General features: G+C 39.2%; 22 protein-coding genes. 19 read left to right on the top strand and 3 right to left on the bottom strand.

What is annotated here, in order from left to right:
• The first annotated feature begins 60 nt into the window (after positions 1–60).
• Positions 61–2,184 carry an RNA degradosome polyphosphate kinase gene (locus F9B85_RS05340; protein ID WP_151619292.1) on the top strand — a complete coding sequence of 708 codons (2,124 nt, stop codon included), beginning with the start codon at positions 61–63 and terminating at the stop codon, positions 2,182–2,184.
• Between the two features lie 50 nt (positions 2,185–2,234).
• Here F9B85_RS05340 and ppx read toward each other — a convergent pair whose 3' ends face one another.
• Positions 2,235–3,767, bottom strand: a complete 1,533-nt coding sequence (gene ppx / locus F9B85_RS05335; protein ID WP_151619290.1) for an exopolyphosphatase — start codon at positions 3,765–3,767, stop codon at positions 2,235–2,237.
• 203 nt (positions 3,768–3,970) lie between these two features.
• Between ppx and F9B85_RS05330 the strand changes: the two genes are divergently transcribed.
• From F9B85_RS05330 to F9B85_RS05320, 3 genes are all read left to right on the top strand, one after another.
• Positions 3,971–5,056 (top strand): cobalamin B12-binding domain-containing protein, encoded by a 1,086-nt coding sequence (locus F9B85_RS05330; protein ID WP_151619288.1) that lies wholly within the window; start codon positions 3,971–3,973, stop codon positions 5,054–5,056.
• A gap of 68 nt (positions 5,057–5,124) precedes the next feature.
• Positions 5,125–7,674, top strand: a complete 2,550-nt coding sequence (locus F9B85_RS05325) for a hybrid sensor histidine kinase/response regulator (RefSeq protein WP_151619286.1) — start codon at positions 5,125–5,127, stop codon at positions 7,672–7,674.
• A 152-nt stretch (positions 7,675–7,826) separates the two neighbouring features.
• The gene (locus F9B85_RS05320; RefSeq protein ID WP_151619284.1) at positions 7,827–8,636 is read left to right on the top strand and encodes an N-acetylmuramoyl-L-alanine amidase family protein; all 810 of its coding nucleotides are present in this window, start codon (positions 7,827–7,829) and stop codon (positions 8,634–8,636) included.
• Positions 8,637–8,697: 61 nt separating this feature from the next.
• Here the strand turns inward: F9B85_RS05320 and F9B85_RS05315 are convergent, their stop codons facing one another.
• Positions 8,698–10,104, bottom strand: a complete 1,407-nt coding sequence (locus tag F9B85_RS05315) for a glycosyl hydrolase family 18 protein (protein ID WP_151619282.1) — start codon at positions 10,102–10,104, stop codon at positions 8,698–8,700.
• 375 nt (positions 10,105–10,479) lie between these two features.
• Here F9B85_RS05315 and F9B85_RS05310 point away from each other — a divergent pair, with 375 nt between their 5' ends.
• The 10 genes from F9B85_RS05310 (at position 10,480) to F9B85_RS05265 (ending at position 21,111) form a co-directional block, all read left to right on the top strand.
• Positions 10,480–11,643, top strand: coding sequence for an FprA family A-type flavoprotein (locus tag F9B85_RS05310; RefSeq protein ID WP_207707043.1), 1,164 nt, complete (start codon positions 10,480–10,482; stop codon positions 11,641–11,643).
• 135 nt (positions 11,644–11,778) lie between these two features.
• Entirely contained in the window at positions 11,779–12,690 is a 912-nt protein-coding gene (locus tag F9B85_RS05305) for a hypothetical protein (protein ID WP_151619279.1), read from the top strand.
• Positions 12,691–12,904: 214 nt separating this feature from the next.
• Positions 12,905–13,219: a hypothetical protein gene (locus tag F9B85_RS05300; RefSeq protein WP_151619278.1), complete on the top strand. Its 315-nt coding sequence runs from the start codon at positions 12,905–12,907 to the stop codon at positions 13,217–13,219.
• A gap of 80 nt (positions 13,220–13,299) precedes the next feature.
• Positions 13,300–13,962 carry an exopolysaccharide biosynthesis protein gene (locus F9B85_RS05295; protein ID WP_151619276.1) on the top strand — a complete coding sequence of 221 codons (663 nt, stop codon included), beginning with the start codon at positions 13,300–13,302 and terminating at the stop codon, positions 13,960–13,962.
• 637 nt (positions 13,963–14,599) lie between these two features.
• Complete coding sequence (locus F9B85_RS05290; RefSeq protein ID WP_151619274.1) at positions 14,600–16,234, top strand: putative manganese-dependent inorganic diphosphatase; 1,635 nt, start codon at positions 14,600–14,602, stop codon at positions 16,232–16,234.
• A gap of 208 nt (positions 16,235–16,442) precedes the next feature.
• Entirely contained in the window at positions 16,443–18,248 is a 1,806-nt protein-coding gene (pepF, locus tag F9B85_RS05285) for an oligoendopeptidase F (protein WP_151619272.1), read from the top strand.
• A gap of 167 nt (positions 18,249–18,415) precedes the next feature.
• Positions 18,416–19,066, top strand: a complete 651-nt coding sequence (locus F9B85_RS05280) for a thiamine phosphate synthase (protein WP_170270199.1) — start codon at positions 18,416–18,418, stop codon at positions 19,064–19,066.
• A 29-nt stretch (positions 19,067–19,095) separates the two neighbouring features.
• On the top strand, positions 19,096–19,731 hold the full coding sequence (gene thiE, locus F9B85_RS05275) for a thiamine phosphate synthase (protein WP_170270197.1): 636 nt from the start codon (positions 19,096–19,098) through the stop codon (positions 19,729–19,731).
• A 64-nt stretch (positions 19,732–19,795) separates the two neighbouring features.
• Positions 19,796–20,626, top strand: coding sequence for a deoxyribonuclease IV (locus F9B85_RS05270; RefSeq protein WP_151619266.1), 831 nt, complete (start codon positions 19,796–19,798; stop codon positions 20,624–20,626).
• Between the two features lie 14 nt (positions 20,627–20,640).
• Positions 20,641–21,111, top strand: coding sequence for an N-acetyltransferase (locus F9B85_RS05265; protein ID WP_151619264.1), 471 nt, complete (start codon positions 20,641–20,643; stop codon positions 21,109–21,111).
• On the opposite strand, the gene F9B85_RS05260 is transcribed toward F9B85_RS05265, so the two are convergent.
• Complete coding sequence (locus F9B85_RS05260; RefSeq protein ID WP_151619262.1) at positions 21,101–21,703, bottom strand: hypothetical protein; 603 nt, start codon at positions 21,701–21,703, stop codon at positions 21,101–21,103. The two genes, F9B85_RS05265 and F9B85_RS05260, sit on opposite strands and share 11 nt — an antisense overlap.
• A 160-nt stretch (positions 21,704–21,863) precedes the next feature.
• Between F9B85_RS05260 and F9B85_RS05255 the strand changes: the two genes are divergently transcribed.
• The 5 genes from F9B85_RS05255 to F9B85_RS05235 all read left to right on the top strand — a co-directional run bounded on the left by F9B85_RS05255 (position 21,864) and on the right by F9B85_RS05235 (position 26,872).
• Positions 21,864–23,141: a TrkH family potassium uptake protein gene (locus tag F9B85_RS05255; RefSeq protein ID WP_170270195.1), complete on the top strand. Its 1,278-nt coding sequence runs from the start codon at positions 21,864–21,866 to the stop codon at positions 23,139–23,141.
• Between the two features lie 12 nt (positions 23,142–23,153).
• Complete coding sequence (locus tag F9B85_RS05250) at positions 23,154–23,816, top strand: potassium channel family protein (protein WP_151619258.1); 663 nt, start codon at positions 23,154–23,156, stop codon at positions 23,814–23,816.
• 142 nt (positions 23,817–23,958) lie between these two features.
• Complete coding sequence (locus tag F9B85_RS05245) at positions 23,959–25,425, top strand: glycogen synthase (RefSeq protein WP_151619256.1); 1,467 nt, start codon at positions 23,959–23,961, stop codon at positions 25,423–25,425.
• A gap of 64 nt (positions 25,426–25,489) precedes the next feature.
• Positions 25,490–26,527, top strand: coding sequence for a PRC-barrel domain-containing protein (locus tag F9B85_RS05240; protein WP_170270194.1), 1,038 nt, complete (start codon positions 25,490–25,492; stop codon positions 26,525–26,527).
• A gap of 63 nt (positions 26,528–26,590) precedes the next feature.
• Positions 26,591–26,872, top strand: coding sequence for a DUF503 domain-containing protein (locus F9B85_RS05235; RefSeq protein ID WP_151619252.1), 282 nt, complete (start codon positions 26,591–26,593; stop codon positions 26,870–26,872).
• Positions 26,873–26,913 lie beyond the last annotated feature (41 nt).

Below are 26,913 nucleotides of genomic sequence, written 5' to 3'. Positions count from 1 at the left end.
AGACGAAAATACTTTTTACTATGTTACTTTTTGGGTCGGGGTGAAGGAGTGCAAAGTAAGATGCAAGAAGAGAAGACTAAGGAGTATAGTGAAGAACAGGTAAGCTTTAACTCTCACGATTATTATATAAACCGAGAGCTTAGTTGGCTTGAGTTTAATCATCGAGTTTTAGAAGAAGCTTTGAATAGTTCTAACCCTTTGCTAGAAAGGATCAAGTTTCTTTCAATTATGAGCTCCAATCTCGATGAATTCTTTATGGTGCGTGTCGCTGGGCTTCAAGATCAAGTAGAAGCAGGTTTTCGCAAGAAAGATGCTGCTGGCTTAGCACCTCTCGAACAGTTGCAGTTGATTTCCCAACGAGTTCACCGCCTCGTTGACGATCAATATCAAGAGTTGAATATGCAGTTATTGCCTGAGTTACAGAAAGAAGGCATATACTTTTATTCTTATCATCAATTAAATAAATCACAAAAAGCTTTTGTGGAAGAATATTTCGAACATATAGTTTATCCTGTATTAACACCTATGGCCGTTGATCAGAGTAGACCTTTTCCACTGTTGGCTAACAAAAGTCTGAACATTGCTGTTTTGCTAGAGCCGGAACAAACGCTCATCTGTAAGCGTTTGCTTTTTGGAGTTGTGCAGGTGCCTTCTGTTTTACCGCGCTTTATTTCTATTCCTGTTGAGGAAGGCTATGCTTTTTTGGCTTTGGAAGAAGTTATTAAAAACAATTTAGAAGTTCTTTTTCGAGGCAATAAAATAATTGATGCTGTAGCTTTTCGCATTACTAGAAACGCTGACTTATCAGTTGATGAAGAAGGGGCAGAAGATCTTTTATTAGCAATAGAGAAAGAGTTGCAGAAACGCAAATGGGGTGCAGAGGTACGTTTAGAAGTTGAGTCAACTGTTAGTACCGCTTTGAAGCAATATTTGCAAGAAGAGATGGAATTAGAAGATGAAGATATCTATCTCATTACAGGACCTCTTGACTTAACAACATTAATGAATATTTATGATCTTAAAGGATACGATCATCTTCGTTACAAAGCTATGCAACCGCAGATACCAGAAGATTTACTTGGTGAGAAAGATATTTTTGAAGCCATAGCCAAAAAAGATATTCTTGTTCATCATCCCTATGAGTCTTTTGATTGTGTCGTAGACTTTGTAACTAAAGCTGCTCAAGATTCTCAGGTGCTGGCTATCAAACAAACTTTATATCGCGTTAGTGGTGATTCTCCCATTATTCGAGCTTTGGCGGAAGCAGTTCGCAACGGGAAGCAAGTGACTGTGTTGGTGGAATTAAAAGCTCGTTTCGATGAAGAAAAAAATATTGCTTGGGCCAAAAAATTAGAAAAAGCAGGTTGCCATGTTATCTATGGCTTAGTAAATCTAAAAACCCATTCGAAGATAACATTGGTGGTGCGGCAAGAAGAAGGGCGCATTCGCCGCTATGTTCATCTAGGTACGGGGAACTATAACGATATTACAGCTAGTTTTTACACAGATTTTGGTCTTTTTACTGCCTCAGAAGAGTTTGGGGCTGATGCTACTGACTTTTATAATGAAGTCACAGGCTACTCTATGCCTTCCCGATGGCGTCAGTTAGCTGTTGCTCCAACAGGTATGCGCAAACATTTAGAAGATCTTATTGAGCGGGAGATTGCGATTAGCACAGAGGAGAATCCTGGACACATTATTGCTAAAATGAACTCTCTTAATGACGAAAGAATGATTCAGTGTCTCTATAAAGCTTCTTGTGCTGGGGTAAAAATAGATCTTATTGTTCGAGGAATATGTTGCCTCCGTCCTGCTATCGAAGGTGTTAGTGAAAATATTAGAGTAATTAGTATAGTTGGGCGTTTTTTGGAACATCACCGCATTTTCTATTTCCGAAATGGAGGAAAGGAAGAAGCTTATCTTTCTAGTGCTGATTGGATGCATCGTAATCTGGAACGACGTGTAGAATTGCTATTTCCAGTAAGAGACGAAAAGTTACGCAATAGGCTAAAGAAAAGTTTGGACATTATGCTAGCTGATAATGTGAAAGCTCGGATAATGAAAGCTGATGGAACTTACGAAAAAATAGCAACACCTAATCAAGAGCCTTTTGAAAGCCAAGAATATTTCATGAACCATGCTACTCGAAAAGTAGCTTGGGCTCAGGACTGTGGGATTATATAATTGTGGTATTATATAAAGAATGAGACCGGCGATAGTACCGGTCTCATTCTTTATGGTCCTAGAGCAACAAGAGGTTGCGTTGTAATAATCAATTTATGACCAAAAACTCTTTTGAAATCGTCAGCTACTTTGTGAGCATGACAGATCTCTAAGTCAGCAGGATCTGTTGTGATAGCAGAAATATGAATAGCATCTACATATTGATGACAACGTACATCTTTAATAATAGCTGCTTCACTTCTCTCTAAAGCTTCAGCAATACGTAACAATATAGAAAGTTTTCTTACCATATCCCAATCTTTCTTGGAGAGAATATCGCTATAGTCAATCCATTGCTCTCGGATTTGCTTGGCATGGGAAGCTGCTGTAAAAGCTGTTAGCAAGATTTCTCGATGGCTTAGTCCATTAATTCTTGAATTAGCAATAATATAAAAACTGTGTTTGTAGTGGTCGTAAAAATTGATAACAATTCCTACATCATGAAGCAAGGAAGCAACTTCTAATACTTTTCTGGCTTGCTCATCTAATTCATGAATAGGTAGTAATTGATCAAACATAGATAAAGTCAGTTTGGCTACATGGCGACTGTGCTTGCTTTCCAAATCATAATATTTCATTAAGTTGTCCACGCTATGGGCTCGTACATTTTCAACAATCGGTTCGACTTGATGGCGTAACAAATGCTTATAAAGAAGACCATCACGAAGACCAGAACCGCAAATTATCACTTCTTGAATAGTCATATAATGGGCAAGTTCATTAACAATAGACACACCAGCTACAATTATATCAGCGCGGTCTTTTGACAGCCCCACAATTTTTTTGCGCTTTTCAAGATTAGAACATTTTAGTAAGCGGTAAATTTCTTGGACATCGTTATTGGTCATGCGATAGTTGTGAGTTACATCAAAACTATATTGTTTTCTTTTGCGGTCTATCTTCGATAAGTTACGAAAAGTACCGCCCAAACCAATCACTGGATAGGTAGGCTCAGTTTGTAGCCAGGAGATTTGATTAAAACTTTGTCGCAAATATATTTCCATTTTCTTAAGCTCTTCTTCTGTTGGTTTATCAGCATTAAGAAATAGTTCAGTTAATGTAACAGCGCCAAAAGGCAAACTGATAGCATGTGAAATGCGTCGATTTTCAACTAGAACAAGCTCTGTAGAGCCACCACCAATATCAACGATTAAACCATCTTCTACTTCAACAGTGTTAATAACACCATAATAAACAGTTTGTGCTTCTTCATAGCCTGATAAAACTGTAAAATCAAGGCCTGTACTATTTTTCACTTCAAGTAGAAAGTCTGCCTGGTTCAAAGCTTGTCGAACGGCGGCTGTAGCAACAGCGAGTATTTTGTTTACACCATGAGCTTGACAAAGATTTTGGAAAAGACGTAGCACATCAATAGTTCTTTTGATGGCAAAAGGTCTCAGGATCTTCTCCGGGCCCATACCTTGGCTTAACCTAACGCCTTCTTTGGCTTCGTCTATAAGTTTATAAGAGCCATCCTCAGAGAGCTGAACAACCATGAGACGAACTGAGTTAGAACCTAAATCGATGATACCGACTCTTTCCATAAATGCATCGCATCCTCGTTGCTAATAAGCACTATTCTTTGAAAGACCTAGCTTTCAATACAAAAAATTCTAACGCAGATATATTGAAAAAGCAATGAAAGAGTAAGCAGGATTCTGATTATTTTCATGGAAATATGCTCATATGAGAACAATCTTAAGGTATGGATTTCTATGACTTAAGATGATAGCTAGGAGGGAGTGGAATGAAAGATTTCCATAAAAGTATAAGCAAAGCCCTCGATGCTCAACGATCTGCTGTGGCAAGGGAGCTTTATAAGCGTCAACATAACTTAGACACCGAATTAAGCAGAAGATTCGGACAATTAAGCCAAGAAAGAGCATTAGAAGACTTTGAAAGTCATTTGGCTTACTTATCAGAAGCGATTCGCGCAAATCAACCTATGCTTTTTCTCGATCACATTGCTTGGTTGAAAAGTTTATTAGAAGGAATGAAGGTGCCGGCAGAGGACTTGTCAGCTCACCTAGATTTAATCTTGTCTGTATTAATGGGATATTTACCAGAAAAAGCAAAAGCGGTTCCTACACATTTTATTCAACTGGCTCAGCGTCAACTTCCCAACATGCCTGCTCAATTAAATCCTTTTATTGATGATGGAGATGAATATGAGGAGTGGAATGAGCTAGCTAGTAATTATTTACAAGCTTTGTTAGATGCGGACCGAGAAAAGGCACTTATGCTTATCGAAGAGGCTTTCCAAAGAGGAGTAACTATTAAAGATATTTATCTTAAAGTTTTCCAAAGAACGCAGTATGAAATTGGACGTCTCTGGCAGATTAATCGTTTGTCTGTAGCGCAGGAACACTATTGTACGGCGGCAACGCAATTAATAATGTCACAGTTTTATCCAAAAATATTCAATAATCCAAGAAGAACAGGATATCGCATGGTCGCTACTTGTGTAGGTGGCGATCTTCATGAAATGGGAATTCGAATGGTTGCTGACTTTTTTGAAATGGAAGGTTGGGACACTTATTACTTAGGTGCTAATATGCCAATTGCAGGGATCATTTCAGCTATAAAAGAATGGAATGCTCATCTTTTAGCTTTGTCGGCAACGATGACTTTTCATGTCAGCACTTTAGCTAAGGTGATTGAGGCTGTGCGAAGTGATCAAGATTGTGCAAAAGTAAAAATCTTGGTTGGTGGTTATCCATTTAATATTGCTCCGGATTTGTGGAAAGAAATTGGTGCTGATGGCTATGCAAAAGATGCTAATGAAGCGATTATCATGGGCGAAAAAATCTTGAACTGTTCTAGTTATTCATGATCCTAGGGGTTAAAAGCTTTTTATAATAGAAGTCGCCTGGACAGGAGCAAGGAGGGTTTTCCTTCAATATGTCTCAAGAAGAAAGTGCTGGCATTTCAGTGGTCTGTGATTTTAATGGCATTGTGTTACGGATTGTTCGTGATGAATTGGCCTTAAATATTACCGAAGGGCAACCTTTTAGCGATATTGTTACTAATGAAAGTGTAGACAAAGCAGAAAACTTTTTATCTATGCTCCGCTTACAAGGCGCTGTTTTCGACTGGGAATTTTATGTTAATGTAAGTAATAAGCCAAAACTGATTTACTTCGCTGGGGGATCGACAGAAGGCCGGTTTTTAATCGTAGGAAGTCAGTCACGATCAGGAATTATACGTTTTTATGGCGAAATGATGAAAATCAACAACGAGCAAACAACAGCACTACGTTCCGCTTTGAAGAACCTATCTTTACAAGCAACGATGCAAGCTCTACGGGATAAAGAGCTTTATGATGAATTAACAAGATTAAACAATGAATTGATCACATTACAAAGAAGGTTAGCGAAGAAGTTAGAAACAAGTGAAGAAAGATATCACTTGTTAGCTGAGCATTCTTCTGATCTGATTTCGCGTCATTCAGCCGAAGGGATTTTTCTTTATGCCTCACCAGCTTCTAAAGCTTTGTTAGGCTATGATCCAGCAGAAATGCTTGGTCATTCTGTTTATGAGTACTATCATCCTCGAGATTTAGAGGAATACAGTAGAAAAATTATTGCAAAAGAATTAGGCGCTGAGAGGTATCCTGTTCAATATCGTATGCGCAAAAAAGATGGCACTTACATATGGTTCGAAACGACAAACCAAGCTGTCTGCCACCCCGACACAGGGGAAGTACATGAAATTATTGCAGTTTCCCGCGATATTACGGAACGAAAGAATGCTGAAGTAGAATTAAGGAGTGCTAAGGAGACGGCTGAATTAGCCAGTCAAGCGAAAAGTGTCTTTTTAGCAACTATGAGCCATGAAATTAGAACACCTCTTCATGGTATTATAGGTATGACAGAAGTTTTGAATGACCTGAATTCAGAGGAGGAGCAGAAAGGGTATATCAATATTATTCGAGACTCTGCCAACTTGTTATTAGCAATTATTAATGATGTATTAGACTTCTCCAAGATAGAAGCTGAGAAAATGGAGCTCGAACTTTATGCTTTTGATTTGAAAGCATTGCTAGATGATATTGTAAATATCTTATCTACTAAAGCTAAATCGAAAGAACTTATATTAAATTACCACTACGATAAGCAGGCACCTAAGGTTATACGTGGTGATGGGAGAAGACTTCATCAGATAATCATGAATTTAATGAGCAATGCTATGAAGTTTACTTCTCAAGGTGCTATCTCTTTGCGAGTATATTTACAGAGGCAAGATAGATACTTTAGTACTATTCGCTTTGAAGTAATAGATACGGGCATTGGCATTCCAGAAGAAGTTCAACAGAAACTATTTAATCCTTTTACACAGGCTGATAGTTCTACAACAAGAAAGTTTGGTGGCACTGGTCTTGGCCTGGCTATTACCAAGCGTCTAGTGGAGATGATGGGCGGTCAGATTGGTGTTTATAGTAAAGAAAAAGAGGGTGCTACTTTTTGGGTAGTCATACCTTTTTTACTCCATAATGAAGAAGATGTTTTGGAAGAAATCGAAAATGGGCAAGCGGAAAAAATAAGCGACCATCTAGAAGAAAATTTATGTGAACTAACAAAAGGAAGAACCTTTTTACTTGCCGAAGATAATAAGGTAAATCAAAAGTTAGCAATGATTCAATTAAAGAAGCTAGGTGTGAAGGTTCATATTGCAAATAATGGGAGAGAAGCAGTAGAAGCTTTAGCGAAAAATCAATACGATATGGTACTTATGGACTGTCAAATGCCAGTTATGGATGGTTATGAAGCAACGGAAATGATTCGGCAGATGGAAGTGTTGACGGGAAGGTACACACCAATAATTGCAGTTACAGCTAGAGCTTTAGCCGGTGATCGAGAGCAGTGTATTCGTTGTGGCATGGATGATTATATTAGTAAGCCAGTAAAAATGGAGGACTTGCGAAGAATTCTGGTACAATGGTTGCGAGTAGATAAGAATAAAGTTAGTGAAAATACCCAAATAAGTGAAGGTTCTATTGATGACAAAAGAGTTTCAGAGGAGGCGAAAGAACACTTGATGAGTTCTAGCAGTCAGGATGGTTACGGTGACGGTAAGGACTGGAAAGTAGATGAAATTCTAGAGCTTCGGTCATTGAGAGAGATTAATGAGTTAGCTATGGATAGTGAACCTGAATTTTTAGGTCAAGTCATACAGATGTATCTAGAAGATACCCTTCCACGCCTTGACTCTTTGCGTGAGGCTGTATCAAAAAAAGATAGCTATGTCTTAGAAAAAGTAGCCCATAGCATGAAGTCAAGTAGTGCTAGCTTAGGTGCTATCTATTTAGCAGAACAATGTGCTAAGATGGAGAAAATGGGTAGACAGAAAATTGAGGAAGGGCTCGATGAGACTCTTGAAGAAATACTTAAAGCCTTCCAAAAAGCACAGTGGGCTTTACAAGAAGTTGCTTCGGGAGCTCAGAAATTATAAAGCAAAAAATCAACTGAAGGAATCATTTTTTTATTAGATAGAAGAAAGCGCTCATACCTTTTTTTCGAGGTGTGAGTTTTTCTTTTGTCCTTTTTTGCGTATACATGACTGAGTAACATATTTTTCATGGTTTCTTCGAAAGGAGGGTTGGAGTGTACTGGCTTTTTTTGCGTCGTAAAATACTAATAGTTTCTCTAGTGATGCTAGTACTCCTGTTAGCTGTTAGTCTCTATTTCTTTTTGTGGTCTACTCTAAAACCTCCAAAAGATAAGTCTTTACCCCCAGCGGCGAGCTCGCCCTTACAAGAGAAAAGAATTTTGATCGACGTAGGTCATGGAGGGATTGATGGTGGTGCAAGTAAAGGAGATGCTCTCTTAGAGAAAGACATCAATTTAGAGATGGCTTTGCAACTACAGAAAGTTCTTCAAAACCAGGGTGCTATAGCCTTGCTTTCTAGAGATCTGGATAGGGATCTAAGTGGTGTCGATCCTAATGATCGGAGAAGAAACACTCTAGATCTAACAAACCGTATTCGTTGGGCTAATCAAGTTGGTGGTGACATATTCTTAAGTTTGCACATGAACTCTTCTCAAAGCAGTCGTGTTCGCGGTGCTTTATTGCTTTATTATAAGCATGTCAAGGAAGATTCAGAGACAGAACGATTAGCTCAGCATCTGCAAAGAGAACTAAATTATTTCTACAGCTCTTATGCTCATAAAGGAGAAATCTACAAGCATAATCCAATGAAGGGAAATTATTTTGTTTTGAAACATACTAAAATGCCAGCTGTAATTGTCGAAATGGGCTTTATAACTAATAATGAAGATCGGAAGGTTTTTCAAAATGAAGAATTTCAACAAGCTTTTTGCGAGGCCCTTGTCAAAGGATTGATCAAATATTTCTCTCAAGTGCCAGATAAGTATATTCCTTCAGAAAGGCCGGGGATGAATGAAGGACTTTGAATAAAAGAAATAAAAAAATGCCAGAGCAATTTAGCTCTGGCCAATAGGGATGAAAGAGATTTTACTTTTTCATGAACTTATCAACTTCGTCCCAGAAACTCTGATCTTCAAAACCTAGTCTCCAGATGCCAATACCGCCAAGATCATGTTTGTCGACTAAAGCAAGCTTATAAGCCATAGAACGAGGATTTTCATACCAGACTTCGTGACGAATACCTCTTTCATCAGTGTAATGGAAGAAGGGAGATTTTGCAGTATTATCCCAAGAAGGTGTAATATTGTACTGATCTAGTAGTTTAGGTACGCTGTGATAATTAACTACTTTTGTATTGCTTCCGTACCAGTCGTAACCATATGCGGCAATACCGAGCAGAATCTTCTCGCTGGGAATAGTAGAAACAGCATAATTTACAGCTCTTTCTACATAGCCGATGGAAGCTACAGGACCAGGAGTACCGCCAAACCAGTGCTCATCGTAAGTCATGATCTGCACATAGTCAGCGTATTTTCCAAGGGCAGGAAAGTCAAAAACACCACCCCAGGGAGAAGTTTTATCATCAAAAGTTTTACCAGTTACAGAAACAATAACTGTATAGCCGAGAGGACCAAGTTCTTCTTTTAGTTCTTTGATGAACTGAGTATAGTTGGGGCGTTCTGTCGCTCTTATGTACTCAAGGTCAACATTAACACCAGCATAGCCGTGAGCTGGTAGAATTTGTTTCAACTGATTGATCAAATTCTGACGAGCACTTGGGCGGCTGAGCAAATTAGAGGCAATATCCATATCAAAGCCTGTAGGATAGACATAGTTGTGGATCAAAGCATAAGATTGAATACCTTTGGACTTAGCAAGAGCAAGGCCATCAGTAGGAGCTGTTCCATGGAGATTTCCTTGTCCATCTACACGGTATGAAAAAGTTGACATGGCATTAAAGTGATCACCATAGCTAGCTAGAGAATTGTAGGATATTTTGTCACCTGGATAATCAACTGTATAGTAACCGAGAATAATCTTATTACTCTGCGGGGCGGGCACTGGCTCAGGTGTTGGTGTTGGCTCAGGCTCTGGAGCAGGTACTGGTTCAGGTGTCGGTGTTGGCTCAGGTGCTGGTGTTGGCTCTGGTTTAGGCTCTGTTGGTAAGGGTGCAGAATTGCCAAAAGAGCTTGTCCACACTAGCTGTATGGCTTGTTGTGTTTGCACATTGGCAAAACCGTTGTTAGGTCTGATGCTGTTAGCACGTTGAAATTCTCTTACAGCATCACGAGTATCAGAGCTGTAGAAGCCTGTAGGTGTGTGTGCTAAGTACTTAAGATCGAAAAGGTATTGCTGTAACTGTGCTACATCAGAGCCTGAAGATCCTTGATTTAGCGTACGAGTACCATAGTTGCTATCGGCTGTGGCCATAACAGGTATCAATAAAGAGACGAAAAAGAGCATGAGTGTAACTAGGGTTGCTTTTTTCTTCATCGATGTCCTCCTTACTTGATTAGAGCAATGTTGAATAGTTATAGATAGCGCTTGCCTGCCGTAAGACTAATTTTAATTTACCACAAGGAAAAAATTGATACATCAGGCCAAGGTCCCGAATCTATCAATTATTAATAGTAATTAATGGAAAGTAATCTAAGAGACGGCCTTGAGCAAGTTAGAAAGCAAAGAGATGTAAAAGTTATTATTCATAGTATTAGTGAAAAGGCGGCAAAAAGGGATTACTAGTTACCATTACTGATTGACAAATTATTTACTTTAAGGCAAAATATTTCTAGGGTTTTAGTAAAATAAATAGTTGTGATTTTATAGAGAAAGCTAATGGCTCGCAAATTATGTAAGGAGGCCAATGTTTTGAAAGCTGTGCAAGTAAAAGAAGGTATCTATTGGGTTGGTGCCATTGATGGTGGTTTGAGAGATTTTCATGGATACCTCACACAAAGAGGTTCTACTTATAATGCTTACTTAATCATTGATGAAAAAATCACTCTTGTTGATACAGTTAAGCATTATTTATACGATGAAATGATCGAAAGGATCTCTCAAATCATAGATCCTTCCAAAATTGATTACATTATCTGTAACCACGTAGAAATGGATCACTCTGGAGGCATTCCCAAACTGTTAGAAGTAGCACCGAATGCCACGATTGTGACTTCACCGAATGGAGAAAAAGGCTTACGAGCTCATTATAAAAAAGACTGGGAGTTCAAAATTGTAAAATCAGGTGACACACTGAATATCGGAAAGCGCAATTTAGCTTTTGTTCTCACTCAGATGGTACATTGGCCAGATAATATGGTTAGTTATTTAGTAGAAGATAAGATTCTATTCTCTAACGATGCTTTTGGGCAACACTTAGCTTCAGAAGAGCGTTTTGATGATGAAGCTTCTATGCCTATTGTTATGGAAGAAGCTAAGAAGTATTACGCTAACATTGTGCTACCTTATGGTGGTCAAGTACAAAAAGCATTAGAAGCAGTAGCACCGCTAGAAACAGATATAATTGCTACAAGCCACGGTATTATTTGGCGCTCTCACATTGCGGAAATCATAGAAGCTTATAAGCAATGGTCAACGAATACAACAGCACCTAAAGCAGTAATTGTCTATGACACCATGTGGGATTCTACAGAAAAAGTTGCTTCTGCTATTCAAAAAGCTTTTGAAAATAAAGGATACCAAGCAGTAACAATGTCTCTAAAGGAAAACCATATATCAGATGTAATGACAGAAATAATTGATGCCCAGTATATTTGTGTAGGCTCTCCTACTCTAAACAATAACTTACTGCCTTCTGTTGCCGCTTTCTTAACCTATCTAAAAGGCTTATCTCCAAAAGGGAGAAAAGCATTGGCATTTGGATCTTATGGTTGGGGTGGACAAAGTATTGGTCAGGTAGAAGAATGGTTAAAAAGCTGTGGCTTTGAAATGCTGGAACAAAGTAAAGTACAATACATTCCTGATCAGGAAATTTTAGAAGCAATTACTGCAAAAGTAGCAAATGAATTAAAGTAAAACTACCTTAACGACAGGGAACTGCAAAGTTCGTGAAAATTCTTTCAGTGCCTAGAAGGTAAATCGATGATTGATGACGAAAGTAATTAGGTGAAATATTAATTCTTTCAATTCATCGATAAGGCAGGGATAAAATTGACGGGGGCTCGTTTGATTGCAACAAGGTTTTGTTCAGAATGTAATAAGAACGCCAAAGTCAATCTTGCTCAATTTCTTGGCAGCACTATGGAAGAGATTATAAAGCAAGCGAAAGAGACGGAGCTTTATGTCCCTTCTGTACATTGTTGTGGTCAAGAAGCCTTAGCTACTCACTTTGAATTATTTGTGGGGAAGCAGATTGTATTTTTGATGAAGATTCAAAATAAAGGCTTTCAATTTTTTGACCAAACAATTGATGAAAAAGATGACGAACAAAGCCGTAAGAAAGATTTTCCCACTTTAATGCAAGAGCAAGATGATCACTGGAAGCATCGATCTACCCGTTTTTGGGATGGTTTTTACCATTTTTGCCAAAAGCAATGGGATGGCGTTCTAGAAGAAATGGTAAATCATGAAATAGCCATAGGCCTAGCTGCTGTTGGCTTTGATTTTGATGAGCTAGAAGGTCTTTCGCAAGCTTCTATGTTACAATTTGCAAAAGATCTTCCCCAAGATGAACATCAAATCTTTTTTGTTGCTGCAAACAAATTTCTGGTTAATACGTTGCAACACGACCTCTGTAAAAGCTGGAACAGTGTGAAAAAATATCAAAAGGAATATGGCAAGACTCGAACCAATTATATATTATTACATATTCCTTTGATTGAAGAATTTGAAGCAATGAGATTACAAGCTGTAACTATGTTAGTACCGGAAACGATCAAAACAGGATCAAAAGTTCTCTTTCGTAAGATTCAAAATCTTGAAAGTGAACTAAGTGGTAAGCGTGTAGCTATTAGTAACCTACGAGATCAACTAGTCTATGAACGGCAAGAAAAGGATAATTTAGAGGAAAAACTGAATCGTGCTAATCGAGAAATTCGCCGCCTACGTCAGGAGCGAAATTAAGCAGATCTAGATCTTCCAAAGGCCTTTACGCATTTTTGTGTAAAGGCCTTTTCTTGTGCAAAAAAAAACATCTTGGAATTTACGGAAAAATATGATAAAGTGAAGATGAACGCAAGTACAATCCAGTGATCTTTTTCAGCTTTAACCCTATGCTACCGTCACTATTTTATACAGTTACTTTTTCTTTTCGATGCGATATGAGGGGGTATGGAGCATGAATGAAAAAGATAAAGTTGTTTCTCTAGATTATTACAAGAAAAAGCAATTAGAAAAATTACAACAAGAGTCGAGAAATCATCAAGCTAATCAACTTGATACATTTGAGCAATTGTTAGAAAAAGCAATTCTTAAAGAGTTTGGCCCCATCTTAGCCGATAGTATCTATAAGTCCATCATTGGTGCTTACGCGTTTAGTGAAAAAGCTCATCACATTCTTTTTGATAGAGAAGGCGATGATGCCTTAAAAATACAAAACTTAAAAATGTGCTACGACGATTATAGTAATGAAGATGAAAAATGGGAAGATTGAAAGAAAAAAATTTCATTTTAAGCTTAAAAGGAGTAAAATGGTTCTTGTGAGTCCCAAGTAATCACCAGGTGGAGATTTAATTGTTGGCAAACAAGAGCAGAATAAAACATCAAAGTTTTTCGAAACTTTTGCTTTCAATCGCCCGTAATATACCGGGTCAAGGAATGACCATAAGACAATTGATTGATCAACTAGGAGAGAGGGGCTTACTGACTGTTTGTATGGTCCTTACTCTCCCTTTTCTGATTCCTCTATCTATTCCTGGTTCTAGCATTCCTTTTGGTTTAGCCATAATACTAGCTGGGATGGCTTTGATATTAAACCGACCTTTATGGTTGCCTCAAGGCTTTGCAGATAAAGAGATTGCTTCCGATTCTTTGAAATATATTCTTGAATCTGGCGCTAAGCTTTTAGCTAAACTTGAAAAGCTCATGCGTCCTCGTTTTCTTGTTTTAACAGAGGCAGATATGATGATTCGCTTTAACGTTTTTCTAATCATTTTTAGTGCCTTCTTGTTAATGGCTCCTTTACCGTTACCCTTATCTAACACTATTCCTGCTTATGCTGTCCTTTTTCTTGCCGCTGGCAGTCTGGAAAGGGATGGTTACTTGTTGATAGCCGGATACTTGCTCATAATTATAAGCCTTATTTATTTTGCCGTCGTTGCTTTACTTGGGGCGGTAGGTATGGAAGTTCTTTTCTTATTAACCATAGAGGATTATTTAGGTAGCTTAATGGCATAATCTGGGTTGTAATGACATAGTGAGCGATTTGCCAGTGCCATGTAGCCCTTGGCGAACGGCGTCATTACAACCCTATTACCAATAAAAAACAGCAACTTCAAGACTTCCGTTCTAAAAAAGAAGAACGGAAAAAAGGGAGCATCAGTAAAAAGGATGCTCCCTTTTTTTTACAGGCTATCTAACAGCGATAGCCTGTTCTAGAAGAACCGAGAATAGCAATAATGATAATCAAAATTGCCAAAGCAACGATATCGTTTCCAAAGAAACCACCGCAAGCACCACTCATAGATTGCTCACCCTTTCTCGAAGATACATTTTGGGAAACTTATCTTCTATAGCCAAAAAGATCAGGGAAGAAAGCTCCAATTACTATTAGAGCAATTACTAACCCAGCCACGTTGCGAAGACCGCCAAAGAAACCATGCCCTGCGTAGCTCACGGAAAAATCACTCCTTTCTAAGTGATTTAACTCTTTCTCTCTATAAAATGATATGGCAAAAAAATGAAATGGTGATAATATAAGGAATGTTCGAGCTTTTTTTTTCGAGACTGGAACTGATAGAAAAAATAGGGTAGAATACTACAGAAAAGATAGAATATTTGTATGAAATGGAATCAGAGGAGGCGTCACAATAATATGTCCGTCATCGTGATTGGTCATCGCAATCCAGATACAGACTCCATTTGTTCAGCTATTGCTTATGCTTACTTAAAGCGTCAAGTTACGAATGAAGCATACATAGCCGGGCGCTGTGGCAACGTGAAACCGGAAACCAAATTTGTACTTGATCATTTCCAAGTAGAAGAGCCAACGTACTTTGAAGATGTTAAAGCTCGTGTTACTGATATGATTGGCCAAGAAAGCCCTTTTGCTGTCTTAGCTAATGCTCCTATCCGTGATGTAGGTGTTTTAGCGGCCAAAGAAAATACCAAGTCCTTGCCTGTTGTAGATCAAGACTATCACCTCGTAGGTATGATTACCTTAGGTGATATTGCCGAAAGATATCTGAACTTAGAAGAGTTCAAAGATTTTGATAAAATGGGTATTACCTTAGGTGCTTTAGTTCATACCATGGGTGGTTGTTTCATCTCACCTACTGATGAAGAAAGACCTTTAAAAGGTAAAGCTGTAATTGGTGGCATGAATCCTAATAGCATGGTGAAGCATATTGAGCCTGGTGACTTTGTAGTTATTGGAGATCGGGAAGAAGCTCAATTGGCCGCTATCAAGGCTGGTGCTGGTTGCTTGATCATTACAGGTGGTTTTTCTGTTACCGAAAAAGTAAAATCAGAGGCTCTAACTGCAGGCGTTCCTATTCTGTCAGTGCCTCATGACACTTACAGTGCCGCACGCCTCTTGGGCATGTGCGCACCAGTCAACACGATTATGCATCAAGATGATATCATTGCTTTCCAAGAAGATGATTATGTAGATGACGTTCGTAAAGTCATGCTAGACACACGTTATCGATCTTATCCCGTTATTAATAAACAAAAACGCTTAGTAGGTGTTGTTTCTAGATACCACTTGCTAACAATGCAACGGAAACAAGTCATACTAGTAGACCATAACGAGAAAAGCCAAGCCGTAATGGGCTTAGAACAGGCCCAAATCCTAGAAGTTATTGATCATCACCGTATGGGAGATGTACAAACTGGCGAGCCAATCTTCTTCCGTGGTGAACCAGTAGGCTGCACATCTACCATTATTGCCTCTATGTATGATGAGCAGGATGTAGAGATACCCCAAGATATAGCCGGTATCATGTTAGCTGCTATCTTATCGGATACAGTGCTTTTTAAGAGCCCCACATGCACCAAAAGAGATAAAGTAATTGCAGAAAAACTAGCCCAAATCGCCGGTGTTGACATTATGGAATTCGGAAAAGCAATGTTTGCGGCAGGCTCTTCCCTTGAAGGTCGTAGCCCAGAAGAAATTATCTTCCAGGATTTCAAAGAATTTCACTTAGGTGATAAAAAGCTAGGTATCTGTCAGGTCGAAACGATGGATATGGAAGGCGCTCAGAAGCTGAAAGCAAACCTTCTAGATTCAATGGAGTCAATTCGCAGTGACAAAAAACTAGACATGGTATTGCTCATGCTTACTGATATTATTAACGAAGGTACTCTCTTGTTGACTGCTGGTAAGGATGTTGAAATCGTAGATAAAGCTTTCAAAGTTACAGTAAAAGATCAAGAAGCTTACCTGCCTGGCGTACTCTCTAGAAAAAAACAAGTCGTACCACCTTTGTCTGCTTTCTTAGGCGCCTAACTAAGAATTGCAGTGCAAGAAGCTATTTCAAAAAGTAATCATATAAAGACAGCATAAAAAATAGCACTTCACCTGCAATAAGGATGAAGTGCTATTTTTACTTACAATCATCGTACTAAAGCCACCTATTAGAAGAGGCAAATATCTTCTAGCCTTTCCAAACATACTATTTTCAAGAAAACAAGTAAACGTGAAGGGAAGTTATGGAATGAGTGATCAAACTAATACATTACCTCAACGCAATAGGGTGCAAGAAGAGTATCGTTGGCGTCTTGAGGATATTTATTCATCAGATGAGGCCTGGGAGAAAGATTTCCAATCTGTACCAGAACGTGTGCAAAAGATAAAAGCTTTACAAGGTCAGTTAAGCAAAAAAAGTAGCATCTTGTTACAAGCCTTACAACTACAAGACGATCTTGGACAGTTAATGGAGAGTTTATTTACTTATGCAAGAATGCGCCGTGATGAGGATAATAGCAACACAACTTACCAAGCGCTCACCGATCGGGTTACTGCCTTAGGTAGTGAAGTAAATAGTACTACATCTTTTCTATTACCAGAAATACTAGCTATTCCTGACGGAACCTTACAAAATTTTCTGCAAAAAGAGGAAGGCCTGGAGCTATACAGATTTGCTTTAGACGATCTAAGACGTCAAAAACCTCATGTACTGTCAGAAAAAGAAGAAGCCTTATTAGCGCAAACAGGTGAAGTTACAGGAGCGGCTAGTAAAATTTTTACCATGTTGAACAACGCTGATCTTACTTTTCCAGTTGTAAAAGATAGTCAAGGTAAGGAGATTCAAATTACTCATGGTCGTTATGGTCAGTTGATGGAAAGTAGAGACCGCGATTTGCGACGCCATACTTTTCAAGCACTTTATAAAACTTATCGTGGCCTAGAAAATACAATATCAGCTACTTTGAGTACAGCCGTAAAGCGAGCTGTAGTAATGTCACGGATACGCAAATATCCATCGGCTCTAGAAAGTGCTCTTTTTGGTGACAAAGTACCCCTGACAGTCTACGATAATTTGATCAAAACTGTACGGCAACATTTGCCTACTTTTTATCGCTATGTGGAGTACAGAAAAAAACAACTGCAAGTTGAAGAACTTCACATGTATGACCTTTACACGCCTATTGTAGAAGGCATTGACTGGCAAATACCTTATGAAGAAGCAGTCACAATGGTTCAAGAAGGATTAAAGCCACTCGGTAATGACTATGGAAGAATTTTGGAAGAAGCTTTTCAAAATCGCTGGATCGACGTCTATGAAAATCGAGGAAAAACGAGTGGAGCTTATTCCTGGGGTCCTTATGGGACTCATCCCTATGTCCTATTAAATTATCAGGATAAGCTTTCTGATGTCTTTACACTAGCCCACGAGATGGGCCATGCACTCCATTCCTATTACTCATATCAAAAACAGCCTTATGTCTATGCCCACTATTCTATCTTCGTAGCAGAAGTAGCTTCAACAGTTAATGAGTCTTTACTCATCCATTACCTATTAAAAAAAGAAAAAGATAAGACGAAAAAGCGTTATCTCCTGAATCATTATCTAGAACAATTTAGAGGGACTGTCTACCGACAGACGATGTTTGCTGAATTTGAAAAGCTGATTCACAATAAAGTAGAAAGTGGCGAAGCTCTTACACCAGAGAATCTAAAAGGTAGCTATAAGCAGTTAAACCAAGATTACTATGGACCTAATATGATCATTGATGAAGAAATCGATGTAGAATGGGCTCGCATACCTCATTTTTATAATAATTTCTATGTCTACAAGTACGCTACGGGCTTTGCGGCCGCTACGGCCTTAACAAAGCAGATTCTTGAAGAAGGCGATAGTGCTGTTCAACGTTATCTCGAATTTTTAGCAGGTGGAAGTTCTCAATATCCTCTGGATTTATTGAAAATTGCTGGTGTCAATATGGAGAGTACAGAACCTATTAAAGAGTCTCTTCAGCTCTTCGAACAGTTACTTAAAGAACTAGAGTCGCTGACGTAAAAATTTTTTCATAGCATCTTAACAAAAAATCTGATAGGATAGGCATAAAGCGGAGCACGACTATTTATACAGTTGTTGCTCCGACCTTTCTTTTTATTTTTGTTTTTTTACAAAACCTTTAAAGATTGGTATATCGAAGAGAAAGTAGCCTAGGAGAGTTGTTTTTTGTGCAACAGAAGAACTTTCCCAAACCACTCTGGATTGTAACGAATCGTCATCTAGCTGGCCCTTTTTTCTTAGAAAAAATAGCCGAGATAGTGCAAGAAAAACCAAGTGCACTTATTTTAAGAGAAAAAGATCTACCGCCTCAGGAGCTTTATGAGCTTGCTGTACAAGTAAAAAAAATAACAGAACAAAGCGATACAGCATTGATTATTAATAGCTCTGTAGAAGTAGCTTTAGCTGTACAAGCTGATGGAGTTCATCTTGGTCAAGGTGCTCTAAAGCCTGCTGTTGTAAGATCTTTACTGAAAACACAACAATGGCTCGGTCTATCTGTGCACACTTGGGAAGATATTGACAATCTTTCAGAGCAGGATCGAGAAGCCTTAGATTACCTTTTGCTTGGTAATATCTTCTTAACTGACTGTAAAGCCGGCAAAAAAGGTCTTGGTCTGGAGGAACTAAGTCGCTTTACAAGTGCTTCCCCTTGGCCTGTAGTAGCTATAGGAGGCATCGACAGCTACAATGGAGCTTTGACGCTTCGTCATGGAGCTAAGGCTATTGCTATCATGAGTAGTGCTATGACTACTCAAATGCCTGCGAAGACCTTAAGAGACTTAAAAAAAAGCTTGCTAAGCTTTTCGGATAGTTATTAGTAGTTACTCCGCAGAAGGAGATGAAGAAAATGAACAGAATGGGATTCAGTGACGGCTTACTTTTATACGGTATCTTGGGACGAGAACAAGCTCTAAGTAATGAAGAGCTGGTAAGTAAAGTGAAAAGCGCTCTTGCTGGTGGCTGTGATATAGTGCAATTGAGAGAAAAAAACATAGATTCAGCTACCTATTATCATAGAGCCTTGCTACTTAGAGAAGTTACTCGTGAGGCAGGGAAGAAGCTATTTATTAATGATCGTCTTGATATAGCAATGGCTGTAGAAGCTGATGGTGTTCATCTGGGACAAGAAGATCTGCCTCTATCTCAAGCTAGAAAGCTCTGGCCAAAAGGGTTAATTGGTATTACTGTTAGAGACGCTACTATGGCCCGTAAGGCAGAGCTAGCAGGTGCTGATTATGTAGGTGCTGGTCCTGTTTTTGCACCTTTTTCTAAGCAACTTGCTGATAAACCTATGGGTTATGAGGGTTTACAGGAGATTCGTAATCATGTTCGTATCCCTGTCTTTGCCATTGGTGGTTTTGATGCTACCAATATAGAAGGCTTGAAAACTACTGGCATTCAAGGAGTTGCAACCATAGCCGCTCTCTTTGCACAAGATGATCCCCAGAAAAATGCCGTAGAATTAAAGAAGCTACTATCTTAAGTCTAGTTAAAAGTTTTTAATAACTCCACAAAAATCAGCCTCCACATAGAAAGGAGAAAAGAATTTGTATTTTGGTGCCCATTTATCTATCTCAAAAGGATTCCATAATGCTGTCCGCGAAGCGATATCTATAGAGGCAAGGACTTTTCAATTTTTCACAAGAAATCCTCGGGGCGGTCAAGCGAAAGCGTTGAAGCAAGAAGATATTGATAAAGCATTACAATTACGAGAAGAATATAACTTTGGTCCTATAGTGGCTCATGCGCCTTATACTATTAATTTAGCCGCTCCAAAAGAAGAGACTTGGAACTTTGCACGGCAAACCTTGGCGGCTGATATTGAACGGATGAGACAAGCGTGCATACCTTATATTGTCGTTCATCCAGGCAGTCATGTCGGACAAGGTTTAGATGTAGGAATTGAGAAAATAGCTAAGGCACTGAATGATGTCTTAAAAGCAGATCAAGAAGTTTTGATTTTACTAGAAGGTATGGCTGGAGCAGGCTCGGAAGTAGGAGGTCGCTTTGAAGATCTAGCGGCTATTATTGAACGTCTAGAAGTACCGGAAGTAGTTGGTATATGCTTAGATACTTGTCACCTTTTTGGTGCTGGTTATGATGTTAAAGATAATTTTCAAGAGGTTTTGCAAGAATTTGACAAGATCGTAGGTCTCCAACGGTTGAAAGCTATGCATTTTAATGATAGTTTACAGCCCTTAGGATCACGCAAAGATCGTCACGCCATGATTGGACAAGGTCTTATTGGTGCCGAAGCACTTGCTAAAGTCTTGCAAGCACCAGCTTTGCAAGGTTTGCCCATTAATCTGGAAACACCTGGTGAAATCGAAGATTATCGTCGAGAAATAGAATGGATGAAGAAAGTAACAAATCAATAAAGGTGGCAAAAACCATGAATTTAAGAAAAGCGAAAATGACTGATGTAGAAGCTATTCACAGCTTAATCAGCTACTATGCTGGTGAAGGCTTAATGTTGGCGCGGCCTCGTTCTCGCTTGTATGAAGGTTTGCGCGATATTATGGTAGTAGAAGAAGAGGGAAAAATTATCGGCACCGCTTCTTTACACATTCTCTGGGAAGATCTTGCTGAGATTAGAGCTCTAGCCATTGCTAAAGAATCGCAAAAAAAAGGCGTCGGACGTGCTCTTGTTGAAGCATTGCTCGACGAAGCTAAAAGCTTAAAGATTCCACGCGTTTTTGCACTTACCTATCAAGAAGGCTTTTTTGCTCGCTGTGGCTTTCTAAAGGTTACCAAAGATGAATTACCTCAAAAAGTGTGGAAAGAATGCATCGAATGTCCAAAATTCCCTAATTGTGATGAGATTGCTATGCTTTTTAATGTAGATTGCTCTGTTAAGGAATAGAACGATTTACATGCTCGGAAAGTTGTAGAATTGATTTGTTAATACGACTTAATGAAGCTTGAAAGGCTTCTCTTTGCTCATGAATAGGGAGCTCTTTACGATTAAGAAACTCACCTGTGTCGATTAGTTTTAGTTGTCCCTGAGGTGTCTTGATAAGGTTAAAAAACTCTACATCCCAGGGCAGATAGGCTGTTGTAATCATGGAGTGTCGCAAGTCAAATTCAAGATGAAGTATGGCTTCGTCTGTTAACACCAGACGATCTTCTTCCCAGAGCTTATCGAGGCGCTCGCCTTGGATAAAACGGGTGGCAATCCAATTGGAACTATGGGCTACATATTTTTCGTAAGAAGTCCAGGGCTTGAGGGCTAATAGTCTTTCTTTATCTTTTTCTAAAGGATAATCACTATTTTTAGGGATTTTAATAGCCAAATCTCGGTAGCGAAAAACAACCATATAGTCACCATGACCTAAAAAAGTAAACTTTAAGTTATGCCACTCTTCAGGGAAGCTATGAGGTCTTCTTAAATAGTAGGGATGTTCTTTTTGAATATGCTCTGCAAAAGAGTAAAGGGCATCTTTGGTGCTCATCATAATTTACCTCCTTTGCTTTCCTGTAACGTAAAGCACCGTTTGGGCTAATATAAACTATGATGGAACACTTTTTATGGTGAATGATATAGATTTGTTATGAGAACAGGAGAATCATACTTCGATGAGGTTCTTTAGAACAAAGCCAGGTCCTTTAGTTTTAATGAGTTATTTACTGGCAAACATTACTGGCACTTTCTTGCTTTTACTACCTTGGGCTACCGTAAAGCCTGGTTCAGCGACGCTCTTAGAAGCTTGGTTTACAGCAACTTCAGCTTTGACTGTTACCGGTCTAATTGTCGTTCCTACCGATACTTACTGGAGCCTTTTTGGCCATACGGTGATTCTACTACTCATGCAAATCGGAGGACTCGGTCTGATGGTGATGGCTACCCTGGTGCTGACGGCGCTAGGGATGAAAATCCAGCTTGGCCATCGTGCCCTTATAGCGCAAGAAAGGAATCATTTTAGCATTTCGGGCGTTGTCAAGTTAGTAAAAAACGTAGTGATTCTTACCCTAATCATTGAGTTGATAGGAATTATTGCTCTTGCCATGCTCTTACCTGGTATCTGGGACAATGGTTGGCTAGAGGGGCTTTTCTTCACTACTTTTCACGCTGTTAGTGCTTTTAATGGAGCTGGCTTTGATCTTACCGGTGAGAGCTTAGCACCATATAAAGATTCCAGTGCCATTATTTTTGTTTTTACGGTATTAATCTTAATTGGAAGTCTGGGCTTTGTTGTCTTACAGGAGCTTTTTGTAAGTCGCAAGTGGAAACGGCTTAGCTTGCACAGTCGACTCGTACTGTGGGTTACTTCTGCTATCGCTTTAGTAGGTTCTTTTTTCTACTATGTTACGTCTATAGAACGAGGTGTAGATGAACTACCCTGGGTTCACCAATTGGTATATAGTCTCTTTCAAGCAATTACTCGAACAGCAGGATTTACGACAGAGCCAGTTACAATTTGGGCGGAATCCTTTATTTTACTGATGATCTTGATGATGTTTATTGGAGCTAGTCCAGGCTCCGTTGGTGGTGGTATTAAGACTACCACTTTTGGAACTATCATTCTTGCTGTTTGGGCTTTTGTTAGAGGTCGTAAAGAAGTTGTGCTTTTTGAACGAGAAATTGCTACGGAAAGTGTACTAAAGGCTTTTATAGTAGTTGTAACGGCTGCTTTACTCGTTTTTGTCAGTACCTTTTTTGTAATGCTGGTGGAAGGTCTGCCATTTAAGCCAGTGCTTTTTGAAGTTGTTTCAGCTTTGGCTACTGTAGGTTTGTCTATGGGTATAACGGCAGAGTTATCTGCTTTCGGTCAAGTTATTATTGGTTTATTGATGCTTATCGGACGGGTCGGAGTGCTTTCATTGATCACAATTTTGGCAGGCAGAGAAGCTCGAAAAGCTCGTTATATGAAAGAGTCGATCCTTATCGGCTAGGAGGCTTAATCAGTGAAAAAAAAGTCTGTTCTTGTTATTGGAGTAGGACGTTTTGGTCGTGGTGTTATTCAAGGTCTCTATGAGAGAGGCCATGATATTTTCGCTATAGATATTGACGAAGAGGCACTTGATCATGTTCGTGACATGATCGTCTCTGGAGCTGTTCTAGATGTAGGCGAAGATGATGAAGAGCTCATTCGCATTGTAGGAGAGAAAAACTTTGATGAAGCTGTCGTAGCACTAGGAGCTGACTTTGAAGGAGCTCTTGTGTCAACTCACATTCTCAAAGAAGCAGGCGTTCGTGTTTCTGTAAAGGCTTCTAATGAACGCAGAGGCAGTGTTTTGGAAAAGATGGGTGCCGAGAATGTGGTCTACCCAGAAAGAGATATTGGCTTGCGCTTGGCTCAGATGATCTCAACAGAATCAAAAATTGATATCTTAGAAATGCCACAAGGCTTTGTTGTAGAACAGATGGAAGTTGGCAAAGGCTATGAAGGCAAATCAATTAGGGATCTTAACACCACGAATCGCTTTGGAGTTTCTTTTTTGATGATTTATCACAACGATGAACCTATTCAACCTAAGGCTGATACAGTGCTTTGTCGAGGCGATCTAATCGTTGTTTTTGGCCAAAAAAGTAAAATGCATCTCTTCGAAAATGAGAACTTTGGGTAAGCTATTATCATAAAGTAAGGCACTTAGAAAGCTTATAGAAGTGCCTTCTAGGGCTTGCCTGACTATGGCAAGGAAGGAATTAGAACAGACTTAGCGAATATGGTTTTCTAAGGGTTAAAAAGGAAAGGGTGGGATTGGAATCTTGTCTGCTCAGCCATTGAAAGTCTTATATGTGTCTACGGAAGTTGAACCTTACGCTAAAACAGGTGGCTTAGCCGATGTGGCTGGCTCACTACCGCGGGCTCTAGCCTCAGCCGGTATGGACATTGCCATAGTTATGCCAAGTTATAAGTTTATTGCAGAAGGTACCTACGTAACTGATTTTCCTGTTCCTATACAGAACAGAATGGAGACAGCTATTATTCGGCAAAGCAGTATCAAGGCAACATCAGACCCAAATGATTCTGTAGAAGTACCAGTTTTTTTTATCGACAATCATCACTATTTCTACCGTGACAATATTTATGGTTATGCTGACGATGGTGATCGCTGGGGGTTTTTTAGTCGTGCTTTATTAGAGCTAATAAAGCATATCGACTTCTATCCTGATGTTCTTCATTTCAATGATTGGCAAGCAGGCCCAGCGGCGGCTATGCTAAAAGAAGAATATCAGAACAAAGAAGGTTATAAGTCGATTGCCTCAGTATTAACAGTACACAATCTAAAATATCAAGGTATTTTCGGTCGGCCTATGCTTGACTTTTTAGGCTTATCTGATTCGCTATTTGATCCTGAGAAGATGGAGTTTTATGGACAAATCAACTTCCTCAAAGGTGGCATAGTCTATGCCGATCTAGTAAATACAGTAAGCCCAACTTACGCTGAGGAAATTAAGACAGAAGCTTATGGAGAGCAGTTAGATGGACTTTTGCGTAAGCGAGAAGCCCATCTTTTTGGCATTCTCAACGGTATTAACACAGACCAGTACAATCCAGGCACTGATCCTTATCTGTCCCATCATTTTTCAGCAGAATATGTAGAAGGCAAGAAGCAGGTCAAGGCAGACCTACAAAAAGAGTTAGGCTTACCTGTTAATAATGCTCCCTTGTTAGGTCTTGTATCTCGCCTTGTCGATCAAAAAGGGCTCGATCTGATCGGTCATATTGCCCATGATATTTTACAAAAAGGGGCGCAACTTGTTGTTGTAGGAGAAGGTGATCCTTTCTATGAGAACATGTTTCGTCAATTTGAGCAGGATTACCCTGAACAAGTGCGGGCTTTTATTGGCTTTAATAAGTCTTTAGCTCAACGAGTTTATGGAGCTAGTGACTTCTTTTTAATGCCTTCGCGGTATGAGCCCTGTGGCCTAGGTCAGATGATAGCTTTTCGCTATGGCTCTATTCCCATTGTGCGGGCTACAGGTGGGTTAGCTGATACAGTTTTTGATTACGATCAAGATGCAGAGAAAGGCAATGGTTTTGTCTTTCACAATTATGAAGCGGCAGAGCTTCTTGATGCGGTAAATAGGTCATTACGCCTTTATGAAAACAAGCAAGATTGGAATAAACTAGTGCGCCATGTTATGACTCTTGATTTCTCCTGGGAACGCTCTGCTAAAGATTATATGGCTTTTTATCGTCGAGCTTTGCAAAAAGTCGGTCGTCAGTAAAATAAAGTTACTAAGCACTTCTTAAATGTCTCATTTTTTGTTGGGTACACAAGGGGATGAAACAATGATTAACAGCAAGTCTTTACCAGGGATTTCTGTTATTAGTATTGATGATGGAAAAGAGATTGGTTTCGTTCGCGATCTGTTGATCAACCCGGAGAAGATCGAAATTGAAGGTTTATTAATCGAGCCAGAAGATTGGTATTATGGTGCCAAAATTCTGCATTTTGACGCCATTCAAGGAATAGGAGAATATGCGGCCATCATCGAAGATGCTAATATTTTACAATCCCTACAGGAAAGACCTGATCTAGTTAAGTGGATAGAAAAAAAAGTTCATTTAATTGGCTCACGAGTCTTAACCAGTAACGGCGTTTTAATTGGACAGGTAAAAGAGTTTTTTATTAATTCAGCTGGTAAGATTATGGCTATTGTTATAGAACCGCTTGACAAAGCTCTCGGGGAAAGACTGATTAGCATTGAGCAGATCGTTAAAATGGGCCGTCAGATTCTCCTTGTGGACAAAAATCTGCAAGTACAAGAGCTACCAATTTATGATGAAAAAGTAATACCTAAAGCAGAGTTGACTGAAGAGACTGCTTCTGATCATATAGTTAGAGAGAAGAAGATTGAGACAGAAGAAAGAGTGCCAAGTCCTCCGATAATAGAGAGCAAAGTAGTGCAACCTGAAAAGGTTGCACTACTTCCTGAAAAGTCCTTACCTAAAGAACCTACCAAACCGCTCAACTTTAAAGTTGCACAAGCATATAAGAAGAAAGAAAATAGTGAAAAAAGTGACTTCTTACCTCTTTTGCAAGTTTTAGAAGAAGAGTCAGCTCTTTTAAACGGAAATGGCCAAGCATCTTTTCAGGATAGTAAAGAACCTTCTGGTCAAAAGCAAGAGACAGAAGCAGAACCTGTAGGACCTTTGTTTGGTGAGCTTCAACATAAATATTACATTGGCAAAAAAGTAACTAAGCGCATTGAGAGCAATATAGGTCAAGTTTTGGCTGAACCAGGTGATGTGATTACGGAGGACTTAATCAGCAAAGTAAAAAAAGCTGGTAAATACTTAGAAATGATTATTCATGTGAGAGCATAAAAGAAAAAGCCATTGGACTGATTAATTTTGTCCAATGGCTTTTCTTTAAGGGAGGCAAAAAAAGTGACAGTGGGGTATCGAGAAGTATCATTGCATATTCATGGTGTAGATTCTTTGAAAGGAAAGCGTCGTGTAGTAAAAAGTATAGTAGAACGTTTGCGTAGTCGTTTCAATCTATCCATATCCGAGGTAGATCAACATGATCTCTGGCAATCTGCAGTGATTGGTTTGGCTGTTGTAAGTAATAACCGCAGGCATATCCAACAAGTACTTGATGAAGCAGTTCGACAAATGGAGTATTCTGGTGAAGTGGAAGTCATTGAAGTGACTACGGAAATCTTATAGGTAAGTGAAGAAGTGCCTCAGGATCATGATCCTGAGGCACT

It is taken from the genome of Heliorestis acidaminivorans (genome assembly GCF_008933955.1).
GTDB classification, from domain to species: domain Bacteria; phylum Bacillota; class Desulfitobacteriia; order Heliobacteriales; family Heliobacteriaceae; genus Heliorestis; species Heliorestis acidaminivorans.
Note: the sequence above shows the minus strand (reverse complement) of the source record. Positions and strands in the feature narration are given on the sequence as shown.